This window comes from Arthrobacter globiformis (assembly GCF_030818015.1).
Taxonomy (GTDB): Bacteria; Actinomycetota; Actinomycetes; order Actinomycetales; family Micrococcaceae; genus Arthrobacter; species Arthrobacter globiformis_C.
Genome location: NZ_JAUSZX010000001.1, coordinates 818,890 through 842,281, shown reverse-complemented (window position 1 = coordinate 842,281; position 23,392 = coordinate 818,890). Strand labels below are relative to the sequence as shown.

The following is a 23,392-nucleotide window of genomic DNA, read 5'->3' as shown; positions in this document are numbered from 1 at the left end:
GTGGGTCGGCTCATGAGAACGGCCGGAAACCTGACTGGGTTTCCGGCCGAAATCGGGGCTCTGCCCCGGAAGGCTCAGCCCACGCGCTGGGACAGCTCCGGGTAACTCTGGGCGTAGATCTCCTTGACGATCCGGAGCGACTTTCCTGCTTCCGCCGGGTTGATCCAGAACGGTGCAGGGTCGCCCAGCTTGGCGTAGAAATCCTTGATGAGCAGCTCATGGGAGACACCCCAGTAGGAGCGTCCCCCGGTTTCGAGCACCCGCTCGCGGATGATCTCCACCGAGCCGTCGGCGTAGCTAACCGTGAGGTCGCCGCGCAGGCTGAGCGTCGCCTCCTCCATTACGATGTCCAGCGTTACTGGGGCATTGACGGCGTTGGCCAGCGTCCCGTAGAAGACGCTCCGGGCACCGCTTTCATGCTCGGCGACGAATTCGGCCGTGTCCTCCACCTCGATCACACCGGACAGCGAGCGCGTTGACGCCCGACCTTCCACTTTGGCTACATCGCCCACCAGCCACTGCAGCAGGTCAACTGTGTGGATGGCCTGGTTCATCATCAGGCCGCCGCCGCCTTCAGCCCAGGTGCCACGCCACGGGCGGTCGCGGTAGTAGTCGCCGGACCGGTGCCACATCACGGTGGCCGAGGCGCCGAGCACCTGCCCCAGCCCGCCGTCGTCGAGCATTTTGCGCATGGCTTGCGACGTCGCGTTGTAGCGGTTCTGAAAGCAGACCGCGATCTTGGCCGGACTCCGCCCTGCCGCCTCGATCAGCCGCCGCCCCTCTTCGAGCGTGTGCGCGAGCGGCTTCTCGACGATCACGTTGACGCCTCGCTCCAGGCAGTCCGCCGCCAGCGGCGCGTGAAGGTGGTGCGGCGTGCAGATATGCACGACGTCGGGACGCACCTTCTCGAGCAGATCCAGGTGGTTCGCGTAGCCGGGTACGCCGTAGGCAGCTGTCACCACCTCCAACCGTCCGGGGTCGGTGTCGCAGACCGCCACCAAGCGGGCGTCGCCCATGGTTGCGAGCGCACCGAAATGGACGCTCGAAACGTCACCGCAACCGATGACGGCGGTTGTAATCATGCGAAGCTCCTTCGACGGATTGCGTGGCTGAACCGGTGTTGCTAATGCGGCGGGCCGTCAGGCCAGGGTCACGCCGTTCTTCGCGGCCAGGCCGGCAAGGGCGCGGGCCGCGATTCCGAAGGCCACCGGCCCGGAGAATCCGCCGAGCTCGTGGGCGCTGGCCAGGTGCGGCTCCAGCGACGCGAAGCCGGCGAAACCGTCGTCCTTGAGTGCGGCGATGGTGGCATCCAGTTCGCCGTCGCCCTCGCCGGCGGGAACCACTTCACCGGTAGTGGCGATGGCGTCCTTGACTTGGAAGTACTCAAGGTAGGGACGCAGCATGGCGTAGCCCTCGGTGTAGGGCTTGACGCCCACCTGTACGAAGTTGGCGTTATCCCACGCGACGCGCAGGGCCGGCGAGTCGACGGTCTGCATGATGTCCAGGACGCGCTCCGGGGTATCGCCGTAAATGCCCTTTTCGTTTTCATGGAGCAGGACGATGCCCGAGGCCGTGGCCTCCTCTGCCAGGGCCGCCATGCGTTCCATCACGGCATCTCGGACATCTTCCTGGCCCTGCCCCTCCGCACGGTAGAAGGAGAAGATGCGGACATATTTGGTGTCCAAGCCCTTAGCTACCGAAATGATCTGGCGGAGCCGCGTGACCTCATGTTCAAGGGGCAGGCTCACGTCAACCTTGCCGACGGGGCTGGCGACGGCGGAGACCTTGAGGCCCTTCTCATCCAGGATCGTCTTGAGCCGCTCCACGGCATCCTGCTCGAGCTCGGACACGTTGGTGCCCCACGCACTGCGGACTTCGATGTGGCTGGCACCGAGGGCCAGCAACACCGCGGCCTGGATGGCCGGATCAGGGTCTACTTCGTCGCCGAAACCGGACAGGCTCCACACGGCATTGGGTTGAGTCATGAAATCTCCTTGGTAGTCCCGGCACATTCCATACCGAGCAGGCGCGGTGATGCAGTTCACAGGAATGTCTTGCCCCTGAGTCTAGCCAGCATGGCATCTGATTGACAACCGATTGCCATAAAATGGCAAACATGCAATCCTTGTTCCAAGCTGTGGCAGCGGTCACAGCCGAAGATCTGACGTTCAGAAAGGAACGCCCATGGCGATGCAACCAGTGGCAGCAGGCCGGCCTGCCACCATCCATGACATCGCCGCCTTGTGCGGCGTCGCCGCGTCAACAGTGTCACGGGCCCTGACCAACCCGGACCGCGTCAATGTCCGCACCCGGCAGCGGATCCAGGCGGCCGCCGTCGAACTCAACTACACACCGAATTCGCAGGCGAAGGCGCTCAGTTCCGGCCGCACCGGCGCCGTGGGCGTCATGGTTCCGGACATCACCAACCCGTTCTATTTCGACCTCATCAGGGGTACTCAGCTCCAGCTCAAGGCGGCCGGGTACACCCAGCTTCTGGTGGACACCGAGGAATCGGACGAGGTTGAGGCCAGCACTTTGGAGCAGCTGCGCAAGAGCGCCGACGGCGTGATCGTGGCAGCCTCCCGACTCAATGACGATACCCTCGCCGCTGCCGCCGCCCGGATGCCCATGGTCACGATCAACCGTGACGTTTCCGGTGTCCCCGCGGTCATCATCGACACGCCTGCCGCCACCAGCCAGGCTCTCGACCACCTCATCTCGCTGGGCCACTCCCGGGTGGCATACATCGCCGGCCCGGCAACCTCCCAGTCCAGCACCCGGCGGTGGGCCACGCTGTCCGATGCGGCGGAAGAGCGCGGCGTGGAGGTGCGCAGGCTGGGTCCCTTCGCCCCGAAGACGCAATCCGGTGCCGCGGCCGCCGACGCGGCCGTGCACAGCGGCGTCACGGCCTGCATCGCCTTCAACGACCTCATCGCCATCGGAATGCTCCAGCGCCTCCGCGAACGCGGTCTCAGGGTGCCGCAGGACATGAGCATCGTGGGCTGTGACGACATCTTCGGCGCCGATTTCTGCAACCCGCCGCTGTCCACCATGGCCTCCCCGATCGAACAGGCTGGCCGCGTCGCGGTGTCCATGCTGCTGGCCCAGCTGAACCCGCTCGCTGGAGGCATCACGCGAAGCCGCTCCGTCATGCCGACACATCTGACGGTCCGGGGCTCCACCGGCCCAGCACCGGCTGCACGCTAGCCGGGACTCAGGCGGAAACAGTTGAGCCTTGCGGATTCCGCTGACTAGGCTGTTTCCCATGCGCACACTCCAAGCCAAGATCATCGAAGAAATGGGCGTCCAGCCCCAGATCGATCCCGCAGAGGAGGTGCGCAAACGCGTCACTTTCCTCAAGGAGTACCTCAGGGCCACCGGCACCAAGGGCTTTGTGCTGGGCATCTCCGGCGGCCTCGACTCGTCGCTCGCGGGGCGCCTCGCGCAGCTCGCCGTCGAAGAGCTGCAGTCAGAGGGTACGGACGCGCAGTTCGTGGCGGTCCGCCTTCCCTACGGCGTCCAGCACGACGAGGAGGACGCGCGGGTGGCCCTGGATTTCATCAAGGCCTCCAAGGAATGGACCTTCAACATTTCCGCCGCCGTCGACGGCTTCGAGGACGAGTTCGAAAAGACGGTCGGCAACGGGATCTCTGACTTCCACAAGGGCAACACCAAGGCACGCACGCGCATGATCGCTCAGTACGCCCTGGCCGGGGAACACAACTACCTCGTCATCGGCACCGACCACGGCGCCGAATCCGTCACCGGGTTCTTCACCAAGTACGGCGACGGCGGGGCCGACATCCTGCCGCTGTTCGGCCTGAATAAGCGGCAGAACCGTGCCCTGCTGGAGCATCTGGGCGCCCCGGAGCGGGTGTGGAAGAAGGTGCCCACGGCCGACCTCCTGGACGACAGGCCCGGCCGCACTGACGAGGACGAACTGGGCCTGAGCTACGACCAGATCGACGACTACCTCGAGGGCCGCGACGTGGGCGACAGCGCAGCGGAGCTGATCGAACAGAAATACCTGCGGACCCGGCACAAGCGCACTGTTCCGGTCAGCATCTTCGACACCTGGTGGAAGCACGAGGGTCCGGAAGAGGCCAGGGCAGGACTCTAAGCCGTTTAGCTGGGCAGCGCACCTAGGGCAGCAGCAGGATCTTCCCGCGGCCATGGCCACTGCGGCTGATTTCGAGTGCGTCGGCGGCCTCGATCAGCGGCATCCGGTGCGCGATAGTGAAGGTGATCTGTCCTTCGGCGGCGAGCGTCCCCACTTCGGCCACCCGGCCATCCAGCTGCTGAACGGCGACCAGCCCGGCCGTGGATGACTGCTCGCCCGGAACGGTGGTCACCGCCCGGCCGGCGGCCGGGAACAGCTCGGCTGTTGCTGCCAGCGAGTCCTCGCTCCCCACGGTGTCCAGGACTGCCGTGACCGTTCCGGCGTCCTCGGCCAACGCCCGGACCCGGTCGGCGAGACCTGGGCCGTACGTCACGGGTTCGGCGCCAAGCTCGCCAAGGTACTCCTGGTTGGCCTCCGACGCGGTGCCGATCACCCGGGCACCGAAGGCCTGCGCGATCTGGACCGCGGCCGAGCCAACCCCGCCGGCGGCGCCATGGATTAGCACGGTGTCCCCGGCTCCCACGGCGAGCTGCTTCAGGGCCGAGTACGCCGTGCCTCCTGCCACCGGGATGCAGGCAGCCTGCTCGAAGTCCACACCCGCCGGCAAGGGGGTCAGCTGGTCCGCCGGCACCACGGTTTCAGTCCGGTAGCCGCCCAGCCATCCGTTCCACATGACCTCGTCACCCACCGCAAACCCCTCGAATGCGGGTCCGACGGCGGTCACGACGCCGGCCGCCTCGCTGCCGGGCACCGCCGGAAAGTCCAGGGGAACCCACTTTTTCAGGTAGCCCGCCACGAGCTTCCAGTCCGCGGGGTTTACACTGACCGCCCGGAATTCCACCCGCACCAGGGCGTCACCCGGATCGGCCAGCTTCTCCGTGCCCACCTTCAGGACCTGCGGATCGCCGTATTCCTCAAAGTAGACCCGTGTGCTCATGACTCTGGCTCCTTCGGTGCTGTCCTGCGCTGTAGTGAAAGCGTAGGCAGGACGGTTCAGGCACTACAAGGAGCCAGATCGCCTCATCGAATCCGGTCAGGGCAGAACTTCCACCTCCCCCACCATGCCCATGTAGTCGTGGAGCGCGCAGATGTAATCGAACTCGCCGACCTTGTTGAACGTCACGGTGAACTTGGCGCCTGGTTCCATCAGGCCGGAGCTGAGGTCCCCGCCCCTAAAGTTCTTGGGACTTCCCACTGGGGCGAATATGTTCGCTGGCTCGCGGCCGAACGTTACAGTGTGCGGCGCACCCATCCCGGTGTTCGCGAAGGTCACAGTGTCACCGAGGTGGACGACAATCTCGTGGTGGACGAACCGCATCAGCATGGCGGTTTCGTTGTCCGTTCCGGCGATCACCTTGTGGTTGCTGGCCTGCTTGCGGGCAGCCTCCCATTGCTTCTCGCCGTCCCGCACGATCTTCCGTTCCTCCTTCTTGGTCTGGCGGTCGTACTGCGACTGGGTGAACGGGTACTCGGTTCCGGCAGCCCGCACGTGGACAGCACCCTTCATCGCCTTGCCATGAACGACGCAGTAGTACGTGAAGTTGCCGGCGTGCGTGAACCTCAGGGTGTAATGCTCCACCGCTTTGAAGCCGGTGTTGGAGACATTGGCCATGATTCCGGAGTTGTAGTACGAGTGGCCGTCATACGTTGTGCCGCCCTGCCGGCCCAGTTGCTTCGGATCAAAAGGGTTGAACGGCTTGAGCGGCTGGCCTTTGGCCAGGAATGTGACGGTGTGGATTTCTGCGGAGTTTGCCACCCACTGGATGCTGTCTCCGGCGTTGATATAGATGTTCGACGGAAGGAAGAACATGCCCTGGATGGCCTGATCTGAGGACTCCGAGCCGACCTGGACACTCCAGGTCTTCGGTGAGTCCTCGTCGTCGGCAATGGTGGCGCTGCTGAGGGAGAGCGGCAGGAGCATGGCCGCCAAAAAGGCGAGGAGAAGGCGCAGCAGGTGCGGCCTTTGGTGGTTTGTTGGCTTGAGAGTCATGCGACTCATTCCTTTTACGCTGGGCGTTGGCGGCCGCTGTGCGGCCGACCGGGAAGGTGCCGACCCGCAGACTGCGGCGCCGGACCGATGCCAGAGCGGCACGGGGGGCCATCGGGACCCTGCTGGTTTCCTTGCCGCCCAGCCGAGCGAAGGAAAGAGGCCCCGGAACCGGACCCGCCACCGGACTAGGCGACAACACGGGACTTTCCGGTTCTCGAAGGGATAGGTTGTGGTTCTGTTGAGCCGTCAGAGCCCTGATTCGTGGCCGGCATGCGGCCGAAGCCGGCTGGCCAGATACTACAGATACAGTTCCTATCGTGCTCCGCGTCAATGTGTTTGTCGAGGTGCCAGGAATGTTCAGTTGCGGCTGCGCCTCTGGAGCCGGACGGTGAGCCGGTGGGCTTCCTCCAGCAGAAGCCGCCCCAGCAGTTCGCGTCGGTCATCACGGAAGCGTGGTTCGATCCCGGTCAGGGACAGCGCCCAGGACGGACGGCCGGCCTGGTCGAAGACGGCCGCGCCCATCCCCCAGCTTCCCTCCAGCACCAGTCCAGGGTTCACCGAGTAGCCCCGCCGGCGGGTCTGGTGCAGGTTGTCCCGGACCACGTTTTCCGGGTGGCCGTCGGCGTATTTGCCGGCGTGGGCAGCCCAGTCGCCCAGGATCTGTTCCTGTTCCGTTTCGGGCAGGAACGCCATGATCGCCGTTCCTGCCGATGCTACTCCCAGCGGAAACCGGACACCCTCGTGAAGCACGAAGGAGCGGACGGGGAAGCTGCCCTCCTCCCGCAGAAGGCATACGGTCTCGGCGCCCCGCCGGATCGAGAAGAAGGCGCTCTCACCGGTCTCCTCGGCAAGCCGTCGCAGGCTGGGCCTCGCCAGGTCCTCCAACGGAAAGCGCGCGGCCGCCACCGATCCCATCAGCAGGGCCTCGGGGCCGAGCACCCAGTTTCCGCTCAGGGGGTCATGGTCCAGGAGGCCCTCGGCCGCGAGTGACGTGAGCAGGCGGTGCACGGTTGGACGGGTCAGCCCCGAGTCCCGCACCAGCTCCACGAGCGGGCTTCCTTCCGGCTTGCGTCCCACGATTCGCAGCAGCCCTGCAATGCGGCTGACGACCTGCGCGCCCTGGACCGGTGCCTGGTTCACGATTCCTCCTTAGTATCCATAGTGTGGACATAATCCAGCCTATCGTCCACAGTGTAATAGCGCGATCCCCCTTGAACTACGGGCCCTTGACACTGCTTCAGCGGCGAGCATACGCTCCACAGTTAGAACATGCGTCCATAAAGTGGACTGCCAGACCGCTCAACGAGGAGATGCGATGTCCAAACTGAAATCCAGCGCGGCCAAGGCCCTGAACGATGTTCTCCGGGACGGGATCACCCTTGCCGTGGGCGGGTTCGGGCTGAGCGGTATTCCGGCCGACCTGATCGAGGCCGTGCGCGGTTCCGGTGTCAGGGATCTGACCGTGGTGTCCAACAACATGGGCGTTGACGGCAGGGGCCTGGGCATCCTGATCGAGGCTGGCCAGGTCCGCAAGGTTATCGCGTCCTACGTCGGTGAGAACAAGCTGTTCGCCGAGCAGTACCTCGCCGGGGACCTGGAGGTGGAGTTCACCCCGCAGGGCACCCTGGCCGAGCGGCTGCGCGCCGGCGGCGCCGGCATCCCCGCGTTCTACACCAAAACCGGGGTTGGGACCCTGGTGGCCGAGGGCAAGCCGCTGGCCGAGTTCGACGGCGAAACGTACGTCCGGGAGCGCGCCATCCGGGCCGACGTCGCACTTGTCCACGCCCACACCGCCGACACGGACGGCAACCTGATCTACCGCTACACCGCCCGGAACTTCAACCCGGTGGTCGCCACCGCAGGCGCCGTCACCGTCGCCGAAGCGGAGGTCATCGTCGAACCGGGCGCCCTGGATCCGAACCACATCGTCACGCCCGGCGTCTACGTCCAGCACCTGGTCCAAGTGAGCAACAGGGTCAAGGACATCGAACAGCGAACAGTCCGCCCTGCCGCCGATCGGATCAGCGTCTAAAGCGCGAACGAACACTTAAGCCCCCATTTTGACCTGACTTCCAAACCCCAAGGAGACCCCGTGGCCTGGACCCGGAATGAAATGGCTGCGATCGCCGCCGAAGAACTGAACGACGGCGACTACGTCAACCTCGGCATCGGCATCCCCACGCTCGTGGCCAACAACCTGCCCGAGGGCGTCCGCGTCGCCCTGCAGAGCGAGAACGGACTGCTCGGCATGGGCCCGTTCCCCTACGAGGGCGAGGAGGACGCCGACCTAATCAACGCCGGCAAGCAAACCGTCACGGTCCTGCCCGGCGGCAGCATCTTCGACTCCGCAACCTCCTTCGGCATGATCCGCGGCGGGCACGTCAAAGTCGCCATCCTCGGCGCCATGCAGGTCTCCGGCAACGGCGACCTCGCCAACTGGACCATCCCGGGCAAGATGGTCAAGGGCATGGGCGGCGCCATGGACCTCGTCGCCGGCACACCGCGCGTCATGGTCCTCACCGAACACAACGCCAAAGACGGCGCAACCAAGATCGTCACCGACTGCACCCTGCCCCTGACCGGCGTCGGCGTCGTGGACCGCATCATCAGCGACCTCGCCGTCTTCGACCTCCACAAGACCGACGACGGCGGCCGGCAACTCACGCTCACCAGCCTCGCCCCCGGTGTCACCGTAGAGGAAATCCGGGAGAAGACGGAGGCGGAGTTTACGGTTGCGGCGGAGCTCGCCGATCCGGCCCGGCTTTAACGCTGCCGGTCCCGGCCCTCAGCCGCGGGCGCGGATCAGGCGGGCGATTTCGGCAAAGCCCAGCCGCTCGGCGTTCTCCAAAGCTGTCCTGCCCTCCGGGTCCCGGATGTTGGGGTCGGCGCCGGCATCGAGCAGCTGCCGGACCACGTCCTGCTGCCTCGGGCCTCCGTTGTTCAGGAGGATGGCTTCCTGCATCGCGGTCCAGCCGAGCTTGTTCACGTGATTGACAGGGACGCCGGCGGCGATGAGGATCCGCACTGTCTCCACATGCCCGTGCTCACTGGCCGGGATCAGGGCGGTGCCGCCGAAACGGTTGATGCTCCTGACGTCCGCACCGTTGGCCAAGGTCAGCCGCAGAATCTCGTTGAAGCCCTCGGCACCCGCGTAGAGGAAGGCCGAGTCCTGGATGGAATCCTTGGCGTTCACGTTCCCGCCTTCCCGGATCAGCTGCGCCACCAGCACCGCGTCGTTGGCCTTGGCAGCCAGGACCAGCCGCTGGTCCAGCTTCTGCTGTTCAGCCGGGGACAGGGAGGGACGTGGGGCGGCGGGGGCGGACGACGGCGGCCGCGTAGTTCCGCCCATTACGGAACCGCCCGCCGCCGTCGGGCTTCCCTGGGTTGCACTGCCATCGCGTGCACTGGAACTCGCTGCCATTGAACCTCCCTGGCTTGAACTGGCCGGGGCCGGGCCACCGGCCGACGGGAAGCCGGAAGCGCACCCGGCCAGCAGGGACGCTACCAGTACCGCCAAGCCCGCGAGCGGAAGAGCGGTGGCCGGCCGGCCGCCGTCGTACCCGTCCCCGATCAAAGCCCGCAACCTACTTGACGGCGATTGCGGCGGCGCCGGCCTCGGCGCATGCTTCATCGAGCTTGCCGTCGGGGGCCCCACCGACGCCGATGCCCGCCACGGAGACGCCGTTCACCTTCAGCGGGACGCCGCCCGGGAGGAAGAGGGTGCCGGGAAGGTCGGCGATGCTCGGCCCGTTGCCGCTGATGCGCTTGGCGAGTTCGCTCGTGGGGCTGCCGAACGCTGCTGCGGTGTAGGCCTTCTGTTTGGCGGACTCGATGGTGTGCTCGGCGGCGTTGTCGCCGCGCAGGAGCGCCTGGACGGTGCCGAACCGGTCAACGAGGGCCACGGTCACGAACGGCAGCTTGTCGGCCTGGCACTTGGCGAGCGCCGCGCCCACCGCCTTTGCCGAGGCGCCAACGGAGATCCGGTTCTGGGCGACGACGTTGTCTGCATTCGGCTGGACATCTGCGGCGGGCACTGCTGCCGGCACTGCTGCCTGACCTGCCGCAGGCTGGACCGAAGCGGCCGCGGGGGAAGATCCTGATCCGGCATTGGCGACGGCGGTGGCACCGGCGGTGATCACGAGCGCTCCGGCTGCCGCGGCGGCAAAAATCTTCTGGGACTTCTTCACGGTGGTTCTCCTTCGGTGAGCGGCTTTCGGCGAGCGGCCGGCTGGGTTTGTCGGGACCGGAATCCCTTGATGGCAGGCGCAGCCAAACGGCTGCATTTCCATGGTGGACCTGCCTCGGAGCGGATGCATCAGGCCATCAGGTGCGGCTGGCTGGTTCTTTCGGCTGGTGGTATCAGCCAAAAGGCTGAGAGACCAGCAAAGGCGCGGGCAATAGCATGGTCCGTAGTACGTCACCCACCGGAACCGGACCCGCCATGCCCTCGCCAGCCCCCACCGCCGCACCGGAACTTCCGCCCTCGCGCACCGGCCCTGCTCCGGGCAGCCGGCTGGGACGGATCGACGCCGCGGTCCACCTCGGTTTCGCCGTGCTCATGGTCGCCTCGGCGGTGCGCTACGTGATGCGGCACAGCGCCCAGGACAACCTCCTGGTCCTCGCGCTGGCAGCAGCCGCCTGCGCCCTGTACGCGGTCATCGCGGTCCTCGCCCAGCGCCGGCGCCCCTGGGCACTGTGGATGTTCATCCTCGTGGCGGTCTGGGCCGTGCTGGTGGTCTCCGCGCCCAGCTTCGCCTGGTGTTCGTTTGCGCTGTTCTTCCTGTGCCGCATCGCCTTCACCGGGGCGGTCGCCTACGCGGCCGCGGGGGCGACGGCCGCGGCAACCGCCGCGGGGCTGTTCCGGCTCAGCGACGGCAGCGATCTGGCCATGCTCCTGGGCCCGCTCGCCGTCGGCGTCCTGCTGACGCTGATCTACGACCGCATTGAGCACGACGCCGCCGAGCAGCGGCGCCTGCATCACGAAGTATCACTCGCCCAGGGGCAGCTGGCCGCCAGCGAGCGCCGCGCGGGCACCATCGCGGAGCGCGAGCGGGTCTCCCGGGAGATCCATGACACCGTGACCCAGGGCCTCGCCAGCAGCCTGCTCCTGCTCGAAGCCGCTAACCGCGCCTGGCCGGAGCCGGCGTCCCGGCAGGATCTCCGGCAGGCCAGTGAGCTGCTGCGCCGAAACCTGTCCGACACCCGCAGCCTGGTCCACGAACTGGCCTCTCCCGGCCTCGACGCCTCACCGCTGCCGGACGCCCTGCTGCAGGCCGCCTCCCAGTACGTGCCGGACGCCAGGCTGCTGGTCACCGGTGAACCCCGGGCAGTCCCGGCCGAAGTCCGGCATACACTCCTCAGGGTGGTGCAGAGCGCCGCCGCGAACATCAAGCTGCACGCCTCCGCGGGCACCGCCACCATCACCCTTGGCTTCCTGCCGGATGCGGTCACGCTGGACATCTACGACGACGGTGCGGGCTTCGACCCGGCGGCGGTAGCACCGCCGTCGGACACCGGTGGTTACGGACTGCGGGCCATGCGGCAGCGGGTGGAGCAGCTGGGCGGCGCCTTCTCGGTGGAAAGCGCCCCGGGCGAGGGAACTGTTGTGGCGGCGCAGCTGCCCGTAAAGGGGGAAGAATGAGCGTCATTACCGTGCTCCTCGTGGACGATCACCTCGTGGTCCGCAGCGGGCTGAAGGCCCTGCTGGGGACCCAGCCGGACATCGACGTGGTGGCGGAGGCGTCCTCCGGCGAGGAAGCCCTGGCCGCCGTGGAGCGGCGCTCCCCCGACGTGGTGGTGATGGACCTGGCCATGGGCCCGGGCATGGATGGGATCGAGGCCATCAGGAGGCTCCACGAGCGCAACCGTAGGCAGGCCGTGCTGGTCTTCACCACCTACGATTCCGACGCCGACATTGTCCGTGCCGTGGATGCCGGCGCCATGGGCTACCTCCTCAAGGACGCCGCACCGGAGGAGATCTTCGCTGCCATCCGCGGCGCCGTCCAGGGCAAAAGCGTCATGAGCCCGCCGGTGGCCTCCCGCCTGTTCCAGCAGCTGCGCAATCCTGACGAGGTCCTGACCCCGCGGGAGGCCGAGCTGCTGAGCCTCCTCACCGAGGGGCTGAGCAACAGGGAGCTCGGGCAGCGGCTGTTCATCTCCGAGGCCACCGTCAAGACCCACCTCGCCCACATCTACGCCAAGCTGGGCGTGGAGACCAGGGCAGCGGCCATCGCCACCGCCATCCGCCGGGAGGGGATGCGCTGACAGCCGCCGGGGCGGTGCAGCGGCCCAGCCCGGTGCTGCTCACGCCATAAAACGGTTGCGCGGGTCCGGCACCGGGTCTACCGTGATCCGCATCAGACACCACCGCCGTCGAGGGGAGCCGTCATGGCCGGGTTTGTGCAGATCATCGAATTCCAGACCTCGCGCATCGAGGAGGTCGAAGCGCTGGGCCGCCCGTCAAGAACCGAGGGAACCACAGCCCCGACGTTCCGCCGCATCACCGCCACTGCGGACCGCGACCGTCCCGGGACGTACTTCACCATCGTGGAATTCGACTCCTACGAGTCGGCGATGGAGAATTCCAACCGGCCTGAGACGTCCGACTTCGCCGCGAAGATGGCGGCCCTGTGCGACGGTCCCCCGGTATTCCGCAATCTCGATGTGATGTGGGAGGACACCGGACAGGAGCCGGACAGCACGGCCTAGCCCAGGAAACGGCGTCTTTAATTAGCGATTGTGGACAGAATCTCCCGTGACAGGTGGGGCTCCTGATGACGGCAGCTATTGCACGCCCGGCGGAAGGCCCATAGGTTGGAGACAGCGGACAACAGTTTCCGCCTCTGCCTGCTGTCGGAGCAGGACCAGAATAAGGGTTACAAAGGAAGTAGCAATGGCAACAGGCACAGTTAAATGGTTCAACGCCGAAAAGGGCTTCGGCTTCATCGCTCCGGATGATGGATCGGCAGATGTATTCGCCCACTACTCGGCAATTGCCTCCAGCGGCTACCGCTCCCTGGATGAAAACCAGAAGGTCGAATTCGAAGTGACCCAGGGCCCCAAGGGTCCGCAGGCAGAGAACATTCGCCCGCTGTAACGGCTTTCCAAAGACTCCCCTGTCCGTGCCTGGCACGCGCAGGGGAGTTTTTGGTACCCGCAGTTTTCGGTGCCCCCGCCGGTAGAGTGCCGTCATGGATGAAAAAGCGACCCTGCACCATTACCTGCGGACACGGCGCGCCCAGCTCCTGGCCAAGCTCGACGGCCTGGGTGAGTATGACGTCCGCCGGCCAATGACGCCCACCGGCACCAATCTCCTGGGTCTGGTCAAGCATGTGGCCAGCGTGGAACTGGGCTACTTCGGCGAGGTGTTCGGGCGGCCCAGCGACCGGGACCTGCCATGGTTCGCCGACGGCGCCGAGCCGGACGCGGACATGTGGGCCACCCCGGAGCAGACCCGTGCCGAGATCACTGAGCTGCACCACTTCTCAGCGGCGCACACCGATGCCACCATCGAAGCGCTGCCCTTGGACGCTCCCGGGCTTGTGCCCTGGTGGCGGGAGGAACGCAGGCACGTGACGCTGCACCAGATGCTGGTGCACATGTGTGCCGAGACGGCGCAGCACCTGGGGCATGCCGACATCATCCGGGAACTCATTGACGGTTCCGCCGGACAGGGCCCCAACGACCCCAGCCTTCCACGGCGGGGCGCCGCGGAGCAGGCCGCCTACGTGGAGCTACTGGAGGCCGCAGCGCGGAAAGCCGCCACCCTGGCCAAATAATGGGGCTGGCCGAGTGACGCCCTGACCGGCCAGTGCGGCCTATACGAAGGCGGATTTCCCTGTCACCGCGCGCGCCACAATCAGGGAATTGATCTCGTAACTGCCCTCGTACGTGTACAGGATCTCCGCGTCGCCGAAGAGCTTACCCATCTCGAAGTCGCTGCTGATACCGTTTCCGCCCAGCAGCGACCGGCCCATAGCCACGGAGGCGCGGGCCAGCCGGGTGGTGGTGGCCTTGGCCATCGCCGCCTGTGCCATTTCCAGCCTGCCCTCCGCCTGGATCCGGGCCAGCTGCGCCATCAGAGCCAGCGAGGCCGAAGCGTTGCCCAGAATCTCGGCGAGCTGCTGCTGGATGAGCTGGAAGCGCGCCAGCTCCTTGCCGAACTGGCGGCGCTGCAGCGAATAGGAGCGGGCAACGTCAAAGGCCGCCAGCTGAATCCCGGCAGCCTGCCAGCCCACCCACGCCCGTGAATCCCTCAGCAGCTCATTGGCCTTGGTGAAATCCGTGGCCCCCGGGAGCATGTTGGCTTCCGGAATGCGGACTCCATCCAGCTGAATGTCTGCGTTTTGCATAATCCGCAGCCCGATCTTGTTGCTGATCTTGGTGGCCATATAGCCGGGGCGGTCCGTCTCAACAATGAAGCCCTTGATCTGCTGGTCGGCCGTGTCCCTGGCCCACACGAGCGCAAAGTCGGCGATCGTCCCTGCGCCTATCCACCGCTTGGCGCCGTCGATGACCCATTCGCCGTCCACAAGCCGGGCGGTGGTGGCCAGGCCGCCGGCAATGTCCGAGCCGTGCTCCGGCTCGGTCAAAGCGAAGGCCCCTAGCTGCGTGAAAGCGGTCAGTCCCGGCAGCCACCGCTGCTTCTGCTCGTCCGACCCCAGGGCGTCGATCATGCCGACGATCAGCTCGTTGTGAATGCCCACCAGGGCTGACAGGGAGACGTCGGCCCGGGCCACCTCAACGTACATGAGGCCCTTGAAGAGCGTGGATGTCCCGTCCGTCTGCAGCCCGCCCAGTCCGTGCTTTCCCAGCTCCGCGAGCAGACCGAACGGGAACTCCTCCCTGTTCCAGTATTCGATGGATTGGGCCCGGACCCTGGACTGCAGGAAGTCCCGGATTTCGAGATAGCGCGTCCGCTCGGCTGGCGGAAGCAGGTCCGCTACGTACATAAGATCCGCATCGGCAAACGGCGGCGCTGCACTCCCCGTTGCCCCTGCCGCGGCCTCCGCCGTTGTCGGCATTGCGGGCTGTCCGCTGTCACGTCCTTGTGGCTGCACGGGCACAGATCCCTTCGCTCTTCCAAACCCTTGGATGTCCTAGTATATTGCACAGTGATGTGGATCACTAGGACGTGCATCCCCAGGTGAAAGGCGCCCCCATGACAGTCACCGACGACTTCCGTGCCGCACGAGACCAGCTGCTCACTTTGCGCCAGGACTACCGCCAGGCAAGGACCAGCTTCGAATGGCCGAGGCCCACGGAGTTCAATTTCGCACTTGACTGGTTTGACGCCATCGCCGGTGATCCTGCCAGCGGCGCCAACCCGGCGCTGGTCATCGTGGAGCAGGACGGCTCGGCCGCCCGGCGCAGCTTCGCCGAGCTGTCGGCACGGTCCAACCAGGTGGCCAACTGGCTCCGCAGCCAGGGCGTGAGGCGCGGCGACCGCATGATCATTATGCTGGGCAACCAGGTGGAACTGTGGGAACTCGTGCTGGCCGGCATCAAGCTTGGCATGGTGCTGATCCCCACCACCACCCTCATGGGTCCCGCGGACCTGAAGGACCGGGTGGAGAGAGGGGAGGCGGGCTGGGCCGCCGTCGGCAGTTCCAACCTTGGCAAGTTTGCCGACGTGCCCGGCAGCTACCGTCTCATCGAAATCCCCGATGCCGGGGGCGCCGACACCGGCAGCCGCGCGGGCGAGGCGCTGCAGTATGCGGGTTCGGCGGAGTCCCCCGCCGATTTCACGCCCGACGCGCCCACCCTGGCGGACGAAACCCTGCTCCTGTACTTCACCTCGGGCACCACCTCCAAGGCCAAGCTCGTGGAACACACGCACACCTCGTACCCGGTGGGCCACCTGTCCACGATGTACTGGATCGGCCTGGAGCCCGGCGACGTGCACCTCAACGTGGCCTCCCCGGGCTGGGCGAAACACGCCTGGTCCAACCTGTTCGCCCCGTGGATTGCCGAGGCCTGCGTGTTCGTCTACAACTACCAACGCTTCGATGCCAGGGCGCTCATGGTGCAGATGGACCGCGAGAAGGTCACCAGCTTCTGCGCCCCGCCCACTGTCTGGCGGATGCTCATTCAGGCCGACCTCAGCATCCTCAGGAATCCGCCCACCAAGGTTGTTTCGGCGGGCGAGCCGCTCAACGCGGAGGTCATCGGCCAGGTCCAGCGCGCCTGGGGCCAGACCATCCGCGACGGCTTCGGCCAGACCGAGACCACCGTGCAGGTGGCCAACACGCCCGGCCAGCCCGTCAAAATCGGCGCCATGGGCCAGCCCCTGCCGGGCTACGACGTGGTCCTCGTCGATCCGATGACGGGAGAAGAAGCCGACGACGGCGAGCTCTGCTTGCGCCTGGATCCCCGCCCCGCCGGGCTGATGAAGTCGTACTACGGTGACCCGGAGAGAACGGCCGAGGCTTTCCGCGGCGGCTACTACCACACGGGCGACATGGCCAGCCGGGACGAGCACGGCGTCATCACCTACGTGGGCCGGGACGACGACGTCTTCAAGTCCTCCGACTACCGGCTGTCCCCGTTCGAGCTGGAGAGCGTGCTCATCGAGCACCCGGCGGTTGCGGAGGCCGCCGTCGTCCCATCCCCCGATCCGCTCAAGCTGTCCGTACCCAAGGCATTCGTGGTGCTGGCGGAGGGCCACGAACCGGGACCGGAGCTCGCCGAGGAGATCCTGCGCTACTGCCGCGACCACCTGGCGCCGTTCAAGCGCATCCGCCGTTTGGAGTTCGCCGAGCTGCCGAAAACCATCTCGGGCAAAATCCGCCGGGTCGAGCTGCGGCACAGCGAGGAGCTCCGCCACGCGGACGGCACTCAGCACAGCGCGGCCAGTGTTCCCCTCGGCCTGGGAACGGAATACTCCGAAACGGATTTCCCGGGCCTGAAAAGCCAGGGCTGAGCCGTGAGCCCCCCGCTGCCCCGTGACCCGATTGCCGATGCACAGCGCAACTGGGAGAGCCACGGCTGGGGTGATGTCGCCGCCCCGATGGCTGCCATCACCGCAATCATGCGCACCCAGCAAATCCTGCTGGCCCGCATCGAGGGGGCCCTAAAGCCGTTCGGACTGACCTTTGCCCGCTATGAGCTGCTGGCGCTGCTCAGCTTCGCCAGGAGCGGCGCCCTGCCCATGAACAAGGCGAGCGCCCTGCTCCAGGTCCATCCCACCTCGGTGACCAACGCCGTCGACCGCCTCCAAACGGCGGGGCTGGTAGTCCGGTCGCCGCATCCAACCGACGGGCGCACCACCCTGATCGAACTCACGGCCGAAGGCCGCACTCTGGCAAAACGGGCGACGGCGGTGCTCAACGCCGAGGTTTTCGCCCACTCCGGTTTCGGCGAACAGGATGTGGACCAGCTGATCCGGATTCTGGGCGACTTCCGCCGCGGCGCCGGAGACTTTACGGACTGACCGGCTTTACGGACTGACCAGCGGCCCTGCGGCTAGCAGCTGGGCACGCCGTCCTTCTCCGCCGGGCTGTCCGCGTGGCTTTCGGAGGGCCGCCGCAGCTCCTGGATGAACGTGTCAAGCAATGCCGACTGCTGCGGGCTGTTGGCGAGCTGCACGAGGTCGGCAGCCGTGCTGGCCACCTTGATGTTGGTGTCCTGGCTGTACTTGGCCAACAGGTCGAAGGCGGCCTCCGAACCAATCCGCAGGATCCCCATCAGAATGCCTTTCGCCTGTTCGATGGTGCTCCGCGTGCCAAGGGCACCTGCAACCGCTTCCCGTGCCGCCCGTTCCGTTTCCCAGTGCAGCGTGCTGGTCAGGTCAACGATGAATCCCTCAACAGCAATGAGCCTGCCGTCCTCCAGGAGCGCCTCGCCGGCGGTGAGGACACGGTGTTCCCGAAGGCGCGCATCAATGATGCGGTGGTAGCTGCAGAAGAATCCGCCCGCTTCGCAGGCCGCCATGAAGATGTCGTGGCAGCGGTCCCTGTCATCCGGGTTCTTGTGGGCGTAGAGAAGCTCCACGGTGGGCACGATCTCGCCGCGGCGGTAGCCGTGGAGCGTATACAGCTCATCGGACCATTCGAGCCGCCCCGAAGTGGCGTCGTAGTGGAACGTGCCGGCAACACAATCTGCCGGCCCGAGGGCGCTCGAGTAGGCCCGCACGGGTTTCGGAAGGCTCATGGCAGCTCCCTGCCGCCCTACCTGGCCGTCCCCTGGAACTGGAGGGGCATGCGCGTGGACAGGGGGCGGACGGCGGTATGCGGACGGGAAACGAAGCGGTGCTCCGCCGGTGCCGCGGCCAATTCCTTCACGTGCCCCATACCGGCATACTCACGAACGGCAGCAATGCCCTCGACCGCAGCGGCTTTGCTGGGAAAAGGGCGGGATACGGCCATCACGGTGCCGTCCGGGGCGGTGAGCTGGAATCTGAATGAAGCCTCTGCGTCAATGAAGAGTTCGAACATGCCAGCCATTTAGCCTCCTGGATCCGGGAACACGGCGTCCGGGACGCCGTCGTCGCCGGAAGCAGCTGAGATTTTCTTCCTTGCCACTCCCGCGGGTGAGCGGGGGCGGTAATTGAGGAATTTATGAAATTGTGAACTAGTTACGGCCTCTTGGCAAGGTCTGTCCGCCGCTGTTGGCGGGCCAGCGCGCCTCTGCAGGGCGGACTAACCCAACAAAAAGTTCACCCGCTCGGCGGAGACAGACCGTTCTGTCTCTATACTTAGGTCTATACGCCTTGGGGGCACCAGTTCGGCGGGCCGAGCAATACCTGGCTAGCAACATCTGGCAAGGAACAGTGGAAGGAATCCATAATGGGTGACATGCCCGACGGCGTGATTCACACCGAGGTAAAGGCGGACCTGTTCAAGTCCATGGGCCACCCGGCACGCATCCTGGTCCTGGAGATGCTGGTCAGCGGTCCGGTGACCGTGAGCAACCTGCGGGACTGCACCGGTCTTGAAGCCTCGAACCTCTCCCAGCACCTCGGCATACTGCGGCGCCAGCGTCTCATCGTTCCGTCCCGTAAGGACGGCCGCCTGTTCTACGAACTGACGTCTCCCGAAGTACGCCACGTCCTCGAAGCGGCCCGTGGCCTGCTGGGCACCATCCTCGACGGCGGCCTGCAGCAGCAAAACGGCGGATCCGACGACGCCCCCGGCGCGGCGCCAGCATCCGCCCTTACGCCGGCTACACAGGCCGCAGGCCAGCCGGCGCCCGCTTCTGCCCGCTTTTAGGCAGGGTCGGCGACGGCAGCCGGTGCGGAATGCCCGAAAAGCCAGGCTGCGACGTCGCTTCTCAGCACCACGTGCGGGCTGCCGGTTCCGCTGACACTTCCGGCCGGAACATAGTAGCCGCGGCCGCCGCCCGGACCACCGGCAGCCCGGTCCAGCGCGTCCACGATCCTGCGGCTCAGGTGCCCCTGCGGACCTGTGGCGTGGATTTCTTCAAGCTCAGCCGCGGTGAGCCGTCCCAGTACAGCAGCGATGTCGGCCACGATCGTTCCCCTTTTTTGACGTTTGCCTGAATAAACACGTTTGCCTGAAGTGCAAGGCTAAGGCATAGCGATTAACTGCAGGTGAAATCCGGGCGGCCATTAGCGGACGGACCCTGCCTCTTAATGGACCCTGCCTCTTCTCAGGCCCTGGAATCAGTACAGGAAGATGTCGATCCACGCCCGGTTGTGCGCGTGGAGCAGCACCAGGAACAGCACGAAGTCGAAGAGCAGGTGCACGCTCACGATATACGACAGCGACTTGGTCACGGTGAAGATGCGGGCTTGCAGCAGGGCGAACGGGTAGATGAAGAGCGGTGCCCAGGACCTGAACCCCAGTTCCCACAGGAAGGAGGTAAACAGGACGGCCTGCAGCAGGTTGGCCTGCCAGTCAGGCAGGTGGCGGCGCAGCAGCGCGAAGCAGGTGCAGATGAAGAACAGCTCATCCCAGATGCCCAGGGCGTTGGTGCCGACGAAAAGCCGCGCGATGCCCTCGGGGTCGTGCACTGCCGGCCAGTTAATGTAGACCCCGGTCCGGATCATGTACACGGGCAGCAGGGCATAGCCAATCAGCACGACGGCGGGCAGGTACCATTTCTCCGCACGCGTCCATTTCTGCCCGGTCCGGACCGGAAACACCACCGTATGTTCCTTGGTGACGAACCGAGACACGGCATAGGGGATCCCCACGGCCGCGATCATGGCTGAGCCCATGACGAGCATGTGGGAGGTGCTGACGTCGGTGGTGATCGGCACGGCACTGATGATGGCCACTCCGGCTGCAATCAGCGCGAGGTCGCGGAGCAGCAGCCGGTCCACCAGCGCCGCCACTACGAGCCCTGCGGCGAGCAGGGCATACCCCGGCAGGCTCTGGTCCAGCCCGAACAGGACAAAGCCGGCCAGCGAGACCATGGCTGCCGGGACAACGCGCAGGGATGTCCCCTGCACGGTGCGCTCCCCGGTCAACCGGGCGCTCACCGGTGCCTGAACTCCGGCTGGCGCTTCTCTGCGAAAGCAGCCATGCCTTCCTTCTGGTCCTCAGAGGCGAAGAGCGAATGGAACAGCCGCCGTTCAAACAGCACGCCCTGTGCCAGCCCCGTCTCGAAGGCCGCGTTGACGGCTTCCTTGGCCAGCATGGCGGCCGGCTTCGACTTGGACGCGATGACCTCCGCGGCCTTCAGGGCCTCCTCCACGGTATCCGCGGCAGGTACCACCCGTGCCACCAGGCCTGAGCGTTCTGCCTCGTCCGCGTCGATGAACCGCCCGGTGAGGATCATGTCCATCGCTTTGGCCTTGCCCACGGCGCGGGTGAGCCGCTGGGACCCGCCCATGCCCGGCACAACTCCGAGGTTGATCTCGGGCTGGCCGAATTTGGCGTTGTCGCCGGCGATGATGAAGTCGCACATCATGGCCAGCTCGCAGCCGCCGCCCAGCGCGAATCCGGACACGGCCGCGATCAGCGGGATGCGCAGCCGGGTGAGGTCCTCCCACCCGCGGAACCAGTCGGCGTCGTACATCTCGAGGTATCCCTTGTCCGCCATCTCCTTGATGTCGGCGCCCGCGGCGAAGGCCTTTCCCGAGCCGGTGATTACGACAGCGCCAACGCCAGGATCCGTGTCCATGGCCGAAACCGCCGCCACGAGTTCTTCCAGGGTGGTCCTGTCCAAGGCATTAAGGGCCTCGGGCCTGTTCAGGGTGACGAGGCCAACGCGCCCGCGGCGTTCCACCAGAATGTTCCCGTACTCGTGCGTCATCCCTGTCCCTCACGTGGTTGGTACGTCCTAAAACTAAGCCTACTGTCCTGACTTGTCCCGGATGTCGGTGATGATGCCGGAGAAATCCCGGCCGGCGCCGCCTTCCGCCGCAAAGGCGTCGTAAATTTCGGAGGCCAGCGGGCCCATACGGGCGGCGACGCCGTTGGACTGAAGGGCGTTCAGGGCCAGCCGAAGGTCCTTGGCCATCAGGGCTCCGGCGAACCCCGGCTGATAGTCGCGGTTCGCCGGGCTGGTGGGCACCGGCCCCGGGACAGGGCAGTTCGTGGTGAGGGCCCAGCACTGCCCTGACGCCGCGGACGCGACGTCGAAGAGGGCCTGGTGCGACAGGCCCAGCTTCTCCCCGAGCACGAACGCTTCGCTGACGGCGATCATCGAGACGCCCAGGATGAGGTTGTTGCAGACCTTCGCTGCCTGACCGGCGCCGTGCTCTCCGCACAGCACCGCGCGTTTGCCCATGACGTCAAACAGTGGCCGCACTGCCTCGAAGTCCTCCGGCAGTGCGCCGACCATGAACGTCAGCGTGCCGGCCTCCGCCCCCACAACGCCGCCGGAAACTGGCGCGTCCACGGAGCGGTGCCCTGCGTCGAGGGCCAGCCGGGCGGCTTCCCGCGCCTCGTCCACATTGATGGTGGAGCAGTCCAGGAACATGGTGTTCGGCGCCGCTGCCTCCAGCAGTCCGGGCTGTCCGTCCCCGCCGCGGTAGGCGTCCAGCACATGTTGCCCGCTCGGGAACATCGTGAGCACGACGTCCGCTCCGGGGATGGTTTCCGCGGCACTCTCGGCGACCGGGATGCCTTGCTCGCGCGCGGCATCCAGCGCGGCGGGCACCACGTCGAAGCCGGTGACTTCGTAGCCTGCCTTGACCAGGTTGACCGCCATGGGACCGCCCATGTGGCCCAATCCCAGGAAGGCAATGCGCGGTTTCGCTTCTTCAGGCATGGTCCGACTCCCTTTCCCACAAAACCAGTTCCCGATCCCCCAACGGCGCAAAGTACCGCTCGACGTCGTCCGCGTGTACCTCGTGCAGCGTGGCGGGCTGCCACTGAGGGTTGCGGTCCTTGTCCACCACCTGCGCCCGGATCCCCTCCCGGAAGTCCGGTCCGGCGAGGCACCGCAGTCCCACGCGGTATTCCTCGGTTAGCGCTTGGTCGAGCGTCAGCCCCCGCGACCTGCGGAGCGAGGCCAGGGTCACCTTGACGGAAGTGGGCGACTTCTCTTCGATGGTGTCAGCGGCCGCAGCGGCCTCCCCGCCAGCGGCACGAAGCCGCCGGACTATCTCCTCGGCGTCGTCCGCTGAATAGCAGGCGTCGATCCAGTCCCGCTGTGCCTCCAGCGCCGAGGCAGGCGCCTTTTCGGCAAAGCGCACGACGGCGGCTTCCGCACTTTCGTTTTCCAGCGCCGCCGCGAGGTCCGCGAGGCTTCCGGACGGGACAAAGTAATCGGCAAGCCCCAGGAAAAGCGCATCCGCCCCGCTGAGGTGGGCGCCGGTGAGGGCGGCATGCGTACCAGCCTCCCCGGGTGAGCGTGACAGCAGGAGGGTGCCGCCGACGTCGGGCACGAACCCGATGGTGGTCTCCGGCATCCCGGTCCGGGTCCGCTCGGTGACGACGCGCAGTGAACCGTGTGCGGAGATGCCCACGCCGCCGCCCAGCACTAGGCCGTCCATGAACGCCACATAAGGCTTGGGGAACCGCCCGATGAGCGAGTTCAGCCGGTATTCGTCCGCCCAGAAGCCGGCGGTTTCGTCGCCGCCGGCGAGGATGTCCCGGTAGATGGCCACGATGTCCCCGCCGGCGCACAGTCCGCGGTTGCCGGCACCCTGGACCAGCACGGTGGCCACGCTGTCATCGTCCGCCCAGGCGGTGAGCTGTTCCAGAATGGCGGAGACCATGCCGGCCGTGAGGGCGTTGACTGCCCTGGGCCGGTTGAGCGTGACCACCCCCAGCTTGCCCCGTTGTTCGAACACCACCTCTTGTTCGGAAGGCACCTCCTGTTCAGGAAGCATCTCGGCCGGGTTTGCCGGCGTCCCGTTCGGGGCAGGT

27 protein-coding genes are annotated in these 23,392 nt (G+C 66.3%); 12 read left to right on the top strand and 15 right to left on the bottom strand.

What is annotated here, in order from left to right:
• Positions 1 to 74: 74 nt before the first annotated feature.
• Positions 75 to 1,082, bottom strand: coding sequence for a Gfo/Idh/MocA family protein (locus tag QFZ23_RS03975; protein WP_306920635.1), 1,008 nt, complete (start codon positions 1,080 to 1,082; stop codon positions 75 to 77).
• 57 nt (positions 1,083 to 1,139) lie between these two features.
• On the bottom strand, positions 1,140 to 1,985 hold the full coding sequence (locus QFZ23_RS03970) for a sugar phosphate isomerase/epimerase family protein (RefSeq protein WP_306920634.1): 846 nt from the start codon (positions 1,983 to 1,985) through the stop codon (positions 1,140 to 1,142).
• A 199-nt stretch (positions 1,986 to 2,184) separates the two neighbouring features.
• Between QFZ23_RS03970 and QFZ23_RS03965 the strand changes: the two genes are divergently transcribed.
• Both QFZ23_RS03965 and nadE read left to right on the top strand, forming a co-directional pair.
• On the top strand, positions 2,185 to 3,207 hold the full coding sequence (locus QFZ23_RS03965) for a LacI family DNA-binding transcriptional regulator (protein WP_306920633.1): 1,023 nt from the start codon (positions 2,185 to 2,187) through the stop codon (positions 3,205 to 3,207).
• A 58-nt stretch (positions 3,208 to 3,265) separates the two neighbouring features.
• Positions 3,266 to 4,120: an ammonia-dependent NAD(+) synthetase gene (gene nadE, locus QFZ23_RS03960; protein WP_306920632.1), complete on the top strand. Its 855-nt coding sequence runs from the start codon at positions 3,266 to 3,268 to the stop codon at positions 4,118 to 4,120.
• A gap of 22 nt (positions 4,121 to 4,142) precedes the next feature.
• Here the strand turns inward: nadE and QFZ23_RS03955 are convergent, their stop codons facing one another.
• The 3 genes from QFZ23_RS03955 to QFZ23_RS03945 all read right to left on the bottom strand — a co-directional run bounded on the left by QFZ23_RS03955 (position 4,143) and on the right by QFZ23_RS03945 (position 7,250).
• Positions 4,143 to 5,057 carry an NADP-dependent oxidoreductase gene (locus QFZ23_RS03955; RefSeq protein ID WP_306920631.1) on the bottom strand — a complete coding sequence of 305 codons (915 nt, stop codon included), beginning with the start codon at positions 5,055 to 5,057 and terminating at the stop codon, positions 4,143 to 4,145.
• Positions 5,058 to 5,153: 96 nt separating this feature from the next.
• Positions 5,154 to 6,110: a cupredoxin domain-containing protein gene (locus tag QFZ23_RS03950; protein ID WP_306920630.1), complete on the bottom strand. Its 957-nt coding sequence runs from the start codon at positions 6,108 to 6,110 to the stop codon at positions 5,154 to 5,156.
• A gap of 357 nt (positions 6,111 to 6,467) precedes the next feature.
• Positions 6,468 to 7,250: an IclR family transcriptional regulator gene (locus QFZ23_RS03945; protein WP_306920629.1), complete on the bottom strand. Its 783-nt coding sequence runs from the start codon at positions 7,248 to 7,250 to the stop codon at positions 6,468 to 6,470.
• Between the two features lie 175 nt (positions 7,251 to 7,425).
• Between QFZ23_RS03945 and QFZ23_RS03940 the strand changes: the two genes are divergently transcribed.
• Together QFZ23_RS03940 and QFZ23_RS03935 are read left to right on the top strand one after the other, a co-directional pair.
• The gene (locus tag QFZ23_RS03940) at positions 7,426 to 8,142 is read left to right on the top strand and encodes a CoA transferase subunit A (protein ID WP_306920628.1); all 717 of its coding nucleotides are present in this window, start codon (positions 7,426 to 7,428) and stop codon (positions 8,140 to 8,142) included.
• A 60-nt stretch (positions 8,143 to 8,202) separates the two neighbouring features.
• On the top strand, positions 8,203 to 8,877 hold the full coding sequence (locus QFZ23_RS03935; RefSeq protein WP_306920627.1) for a CoA transferase subunit B: 675 nt from the start codon (positions 8,203 to 8,205) through the stop codon (positions 8,875 to 8,877).
• Positions 8,878 to 8,895: 18 nt separating this feature from the next.
• Here QFZ23_RS03935 and QFZ23_RS03930 read toward each other — a convergent pair whose 3' ends face one another.
• Entirely contained in the window at positions 8,896 to 9,531 is a 636-nt protein-coding gene (locus QFZ23_RS03930) for an ankyrin repeat domain-containing protein (protein WP_306920626.1), read from the bottom strand.
• A 163-nt stretch (positions 9,532 to 9,694) separates the two neighbouring features.
• Positions 9,695 to 10,297, bottom strand: coding sequence for a GlcG/HbpS family heme-binding protein (locus tag QFZ23_RS03925; RefSeq protein ID WP_306920625.1), 603 nt, complete (start codon positions 10,295 to 10,297; stop codon positions 9,695 to 9,697).
• Between the two features lie 254 nt (positions 10,298 to 10,551).
• Here QFZ23_RS03925 and QFZ23_RS03920 point away from each other — a divergent pair, with 254 nt between their 5' ends.
• The 5 genes from QFZ23_RS03920 to QFZ23_RS03900 all read left to right on the top strand — a co-directional run bounded on the left by QFZ23_RS03920 (position 10,552) and on the right by QFZ23_RS03900 (position 13,888).
• On the top strand, positions 10,552 to 11,751 hold the full coding sequence (locus QFZ23_RS03920; protein WP_373427920.1) for a sensor histidine kinase: 1,200 nt from the start codon (positions 10,552 to 10,554) through the stop codon (positions 11,749 to 11,751).
• A complete protein-coding gene (locus tag QFZ23_RS03915; RefSeq protein WP_306920623.1) occupies positions 11,748 to 12,374 on the top strand; it encodes a response regulator in 627 nt (208 codons plus the stop codon). The genes QFZ23_RS03920 and QFZ23_RS03915 overlap by 4 nt, the downstream gene beginning before the upstream one ends.
• Before the next feature lie 123 nt (positions 12,375 to 12,497).
• Positions 12,498 to 12,818: a putative quinol monooxygenase gene (locus QFZ23_RS03910; RefSeq protein WP_306920622.1), complete on the top strand. Its 321-nt coding sequence runs from the start codon at positions 12,498 to 12,500 to the stop codon at positions 12,816 to 12,818.
• A 184-nt stretch (positions 12,819 to 13,002) separates the two neighbouring features.
• Positions 13,003 to 13,206 (top strand): cold-shock protein, encoded by a 204-nt coding sequence (locus QFZ23_RS03905; protein WP_003799085.1) that lies wholly within the window; start codon positions 13,003 to 13,005, stop codon positions 13,204 to 13,206.
• Positions 13,207 to 13,300: 94 nt separating this feature from the next.
• Positions 13,301 to 13,888 (top strand): DinB family protein, encoded by a 588-nt coding sequence (locus QFZ23_RS03900; protein ID WP_306920621.1) that lies wholly within the window; start codon positions 13,301 to 13,303, stop codon positions 13,886 to 13,888.
• A 39-nt stretch (positions 13,889 to 13,927) separates the two neighbouring features.
• On the opposite strand, the gene QFZ23_RS03895 is transcribed toward QFZ23_RS03900, so the two are convergent.
• Positions 13,928 to 15,133, bottom strand: a complete 1,206-nt coding sequence (locus QFZ23_RS03895; protein WP_306920620.1) for an acyl-CoA dehydrogenase family protein — start codon at positions 15,131 to 15,133, stop codon at positions 13,928 to 13,930.
• 137 nt (positions 15,134 to 15,270) lie between these two features.
• On the opposite strand from QFZ23_RS03895, the gene QFZ23_RS03890 reads away from it, so the two are divergent.
• The gene (locus tag QFZ23_RS03890) at positions 15,271 to 17,031 is read left to right on the top strand and encodes an AMP-binding protein (RefSeq protein WP_306920619.1); all 1,761 of its coding nucleotides are present in this window, start codon (positions 15,271 to 15,273) and stop codon (positions 17,029 to 17,031) included.
• 3 nt (positions 17,032 to 17,034) lie between these two features.
• Positions 17,035 to 17,541, top strand: a complete 507-nt coding sequence (locus QFZ23_RS03885) for a MarR family winged helix-turn-helix transcriptional regulator (protein ID WP_306920618.1) — start codon at positions 17,035 to 17,037, stop codon at positions 17,539 to 17,541.
• A gap of 32 nt (positions 17,542 to 17,573) precedes the next feature.
• Here QFZ23_RS03885 and QFZ23_RS03880 read toward each other — a convergent pair whose 3' ends face one another.
• Positions 17,574 to 18,260, bottom strand: coding sequence for a PAS and ANTAR domain-containing protein (locus QFZ23_RS03880; RefSeq protein WP_306920617.1), 687 nt, complete (start codon positions 18,258 to 18,260; stop codon positions 17,574 to 17,576).
• A gap of 17 nt (positions 18,261 to 18,277) precedes the next feature.
• Positions 18,278 to 18,553: a YegP family protein gene (locus QFZ23_RS03875; RefSeq protein WP_306920616.1), complete on the bottom strand. Its 276-nt coding sequence runs from the start codon at positions 18,551 to 18,553 to the stop codon at positions 18,278 to 18,280.
• Between the two features lie 342 nt (positions 18,554 to 18,895).
• On the opposite strand from QFZ23_RS03875, the gene QFZ23_RS03870 reads away from it, so the two are divergent.
• Positions 18,896 to 19,318 (top strand): ArsR/SmtB family transcription factor, encoded by a 423-nt coding sequence (locus QFZ23_RS03870; protein WP_306920615.1) that lies wholly within the window; start codon positions 18,896 to 18,898, stop codon positions 19,316 to 19,318.
• Here QFZ23_RS03870 and QFZ23_RS03865 read toward each other — a convergent pair.
• The 5 genes from QFZ23_RS03865 to QFZ23_RS03845 all read right to left on the bottom strand — a co-directional run bounded on the left by QFZ23_RS03865 (position 19,315) and on the right by QFZ23_RS03845 (position 23,355).
• Complete coding sequence (locus QFZ23_RS03865; RefSeq protein WP_306920614.1) at positions 19,315 to 19,578, bottom strand: hypothetical protein; 264 nt, start codon at positions 19,576 to 19,578, stop codon at positions 19,315 to 19,317. The genes QFZ23_RS03870 and QFZ23_RS03865 overlap by 4 nt on opposite strands.
• Before the next feature lie 153 nt (positions 19,579 to 19,731).
• Positions 19,732 to 20,487: a CPBP family glutamic-type intramembrane protease gene (locus QFZ23_RS03860; protein WP_306926650.1), complete on the bottom strand. Its 756-nt coding sequence runs from the start codon at positions 20,485 to 20,487 to the stop codon at positions 19,732 to 19,734.
• A 62-nt stretch (positions 20,488 to 20,549) separates the two neighbouring features.
• Positions 20,550 to 21,329 (bottom strand): enoyl-CoA hydratase, encoded by a 780-nt coding sequence (locus tag QFZ23_RS03855; protein WP_306920613.1) that lies wholly within the window; start codon positions 21,327 to 21,329, stop codon positions 20,550 to 20,552.
• A 39-nt stretch (positions 21,330 to 21,368) separates the two neighbouring features.
• A complete protein-coding gene (gene mmsB, locus QFZ23_RS03850) occupies positions 21,369 to 22,289 on the bottom strand; it encodes a 3-hydroxyisobutyrate dehydrogenase (protein ID WP_306920612.1) in 921 nt (306 codons plus the stop codon).
• Positions 22,282 to 23,355, bottom strand: coding sequence for an enoyl-CoA hydratase/isomerase family protein (locus QFZ23_RS03845; protein ID WP_306926648.1), 1,074 nt, complete (start codon positions 23,353 to 23,355; stop codon positions 22,282 to 22,284). Before QFZ23_RS03845 ends, mmsB begins: the two co-directional genes overlap by 8 nt.
• Positions 23,356 to 23,392: the final 37 nt, after the last annotated feature.

Excerpts from the sequence above, each read along its gene's own strand:
- QFZ23_RS03975 (WP_306920635.1), bottom strand. The coding sequence starts at position 1,082 with ATGATTACAACCGCCGTCATCGGTTGCGGTGACGTTTCGAGCGTCCAT.
- QFZ23_RS03970 (WP_306920634.1), bottom strand. The coding sequence starts at position 1,985 with ATGACTCAACCCAATGCCGTGTGGAGCCTGTCCGGTTTCGGCGACGAA.
- QFZ23_RS03965 (WP_306920633.1), top strand. The coding sequence starts at position 2,185 with ATGGCGATGCAACCAGTGGCAGCAGGCCGGCCTGCCACCATCCATGAC.
- nadE (WP_306920632.1), top strand. The coding sequence starts at position 3,266 with ATGCGCACACTCCAAGCCAAGATCATCGAAGAAATGGGCGTCCAGCCC.
- QFZ23_RS03955 (WP_306920631.1), bottom strand. The coding sequence starts at position 5,057 with ATGAGCACACGGGTCTACTTTGAGGAATACGGCGATCCGCAGGTCCTG.
- QFZ23_RS03950 (WP_306920630.1), bottom strand. The coding sequence starts at position 6,110 with ATGACTCTCAAGCCAACAAACCACCAAAGGCCGCACCTGCTGCGCCTT.
- QFZ23_RS03940 (WP_306920628.1), top strand. The coding sequence starts at position 7,426 with ATGTCCAAACTGAAATCCAGCGCGGCCAAGGCCCTGAACGATGTTCTC.
- QFZ23_RS03930 (WP_306920626.1), bottom strand. The coding sequence starts at position 9,531 with ATGGCAGCGAGTTCCAGTGCACGCGATGGCAGTGCAACCCAGGGAAGC.
- QFZ23_RS03920 (WP_373427920.1), top strand. The coding sequence starts at position 10,552 with ATGCCCTCGCCAGCCCCCACCGCCGCACCGGAACTTCCGCCCTCGCGC.
- QFZ23_RS03915 (WP_306920623.1), top strand. The coding sequence starts at position 11,748 with ATGAGCGTCATTACCGTGCTCCTCGTGGACGATCACCTCGTGGTCCGC.
- QFZ23_RS03910 (WP_306920622.1), top strand. The coding sequence starts at position 12,498 with ATGGCCGGGTTTGTGCAGATCATCGAATTCCAGACCTCGCGCATCGAG.
- QFZ23_RS03905 (WP_003799085.1), top strand. The coding sequence starts at position 13,003 with ATGGCAACAGGCACAGTTAAATGGTTCAACGCCGAAAAGGGCTTCGGC.
- QFZ23_RS03900 (WP_306920621.1), top strand. The coding sequence starts at position 13,301 with ATGGATGAAAAAGCGACCCTGCACCATTACCTGCGGACACGGCGCGCC.
- QFZ23_RS03895 (WP_306920620.1), bottom strand. The coding sequence starts at position 15,133 with ATGCCGACAACGGCGGAGGCCGCGGCAGGGGCAACGGGGAGTGCAGCG.
- QFZ23_RS03890 (WP_306920619.1), top strand. The coding sequence starts at position 15,271 with ATGACAGTCACCGACGACTTCCGTGCCGCACGAGACCAGCTGCTCACT.
- QFZ23_RS03880 (WP_306920617.1), bottom strand. The coding sequence starts at position 18,260 with ATGAGCCTTCCGAAACCCGTGCGGGCCTACTCGAGCGCCCTCGGGCCG.
- QFZ23_RS03875 (WP_306920616.1), bottom strand. The coding sequence starts at position 18,553 with ATGGCTGGCATGTTCGAACTCTTCATTGACGCAGAGGCTTCATTCAGA.
- QFZ23_RS03870 (WP_306920615.1), top strand. The coding sequence starts at position 18,896 with ATGGGTGACATGCCCGACGGCGTGATTCACACCGAGGTAAAGGCGGAC.
- QFZ23_RS03860 (WP_306926650.1), bottom strand. The coding sequence starts at position 20,487 with ATGGTCTCGCTGGCCGGCTTTGTCCTGTTCGGGCTGGACCAGAGCCTG.
- QFZ23_RS03855 (WP_306920613.1), bottom strand. The coding sequence starts at position 21,329 with ATGACGCACGAGTACGGGAACATTCTGGTGGAACGCCGCGGGCGCGTT.
- mmsB (WP_306920612.1), bottom strand. The coding sequence starts at position 22,289 with ATGCCTGAAGAAGCGAAACCGCGCATTGCCTTCCTGGGATTGGGCCAC.
- QFZ23_RS03845 (WP_306926648.1), bottom strand. The coding sequence starts at position 23,355 with ATGCTTCCTGAACAGGAGGTGCCTTCCGAACAAGAGGTGGTGTTCGAA.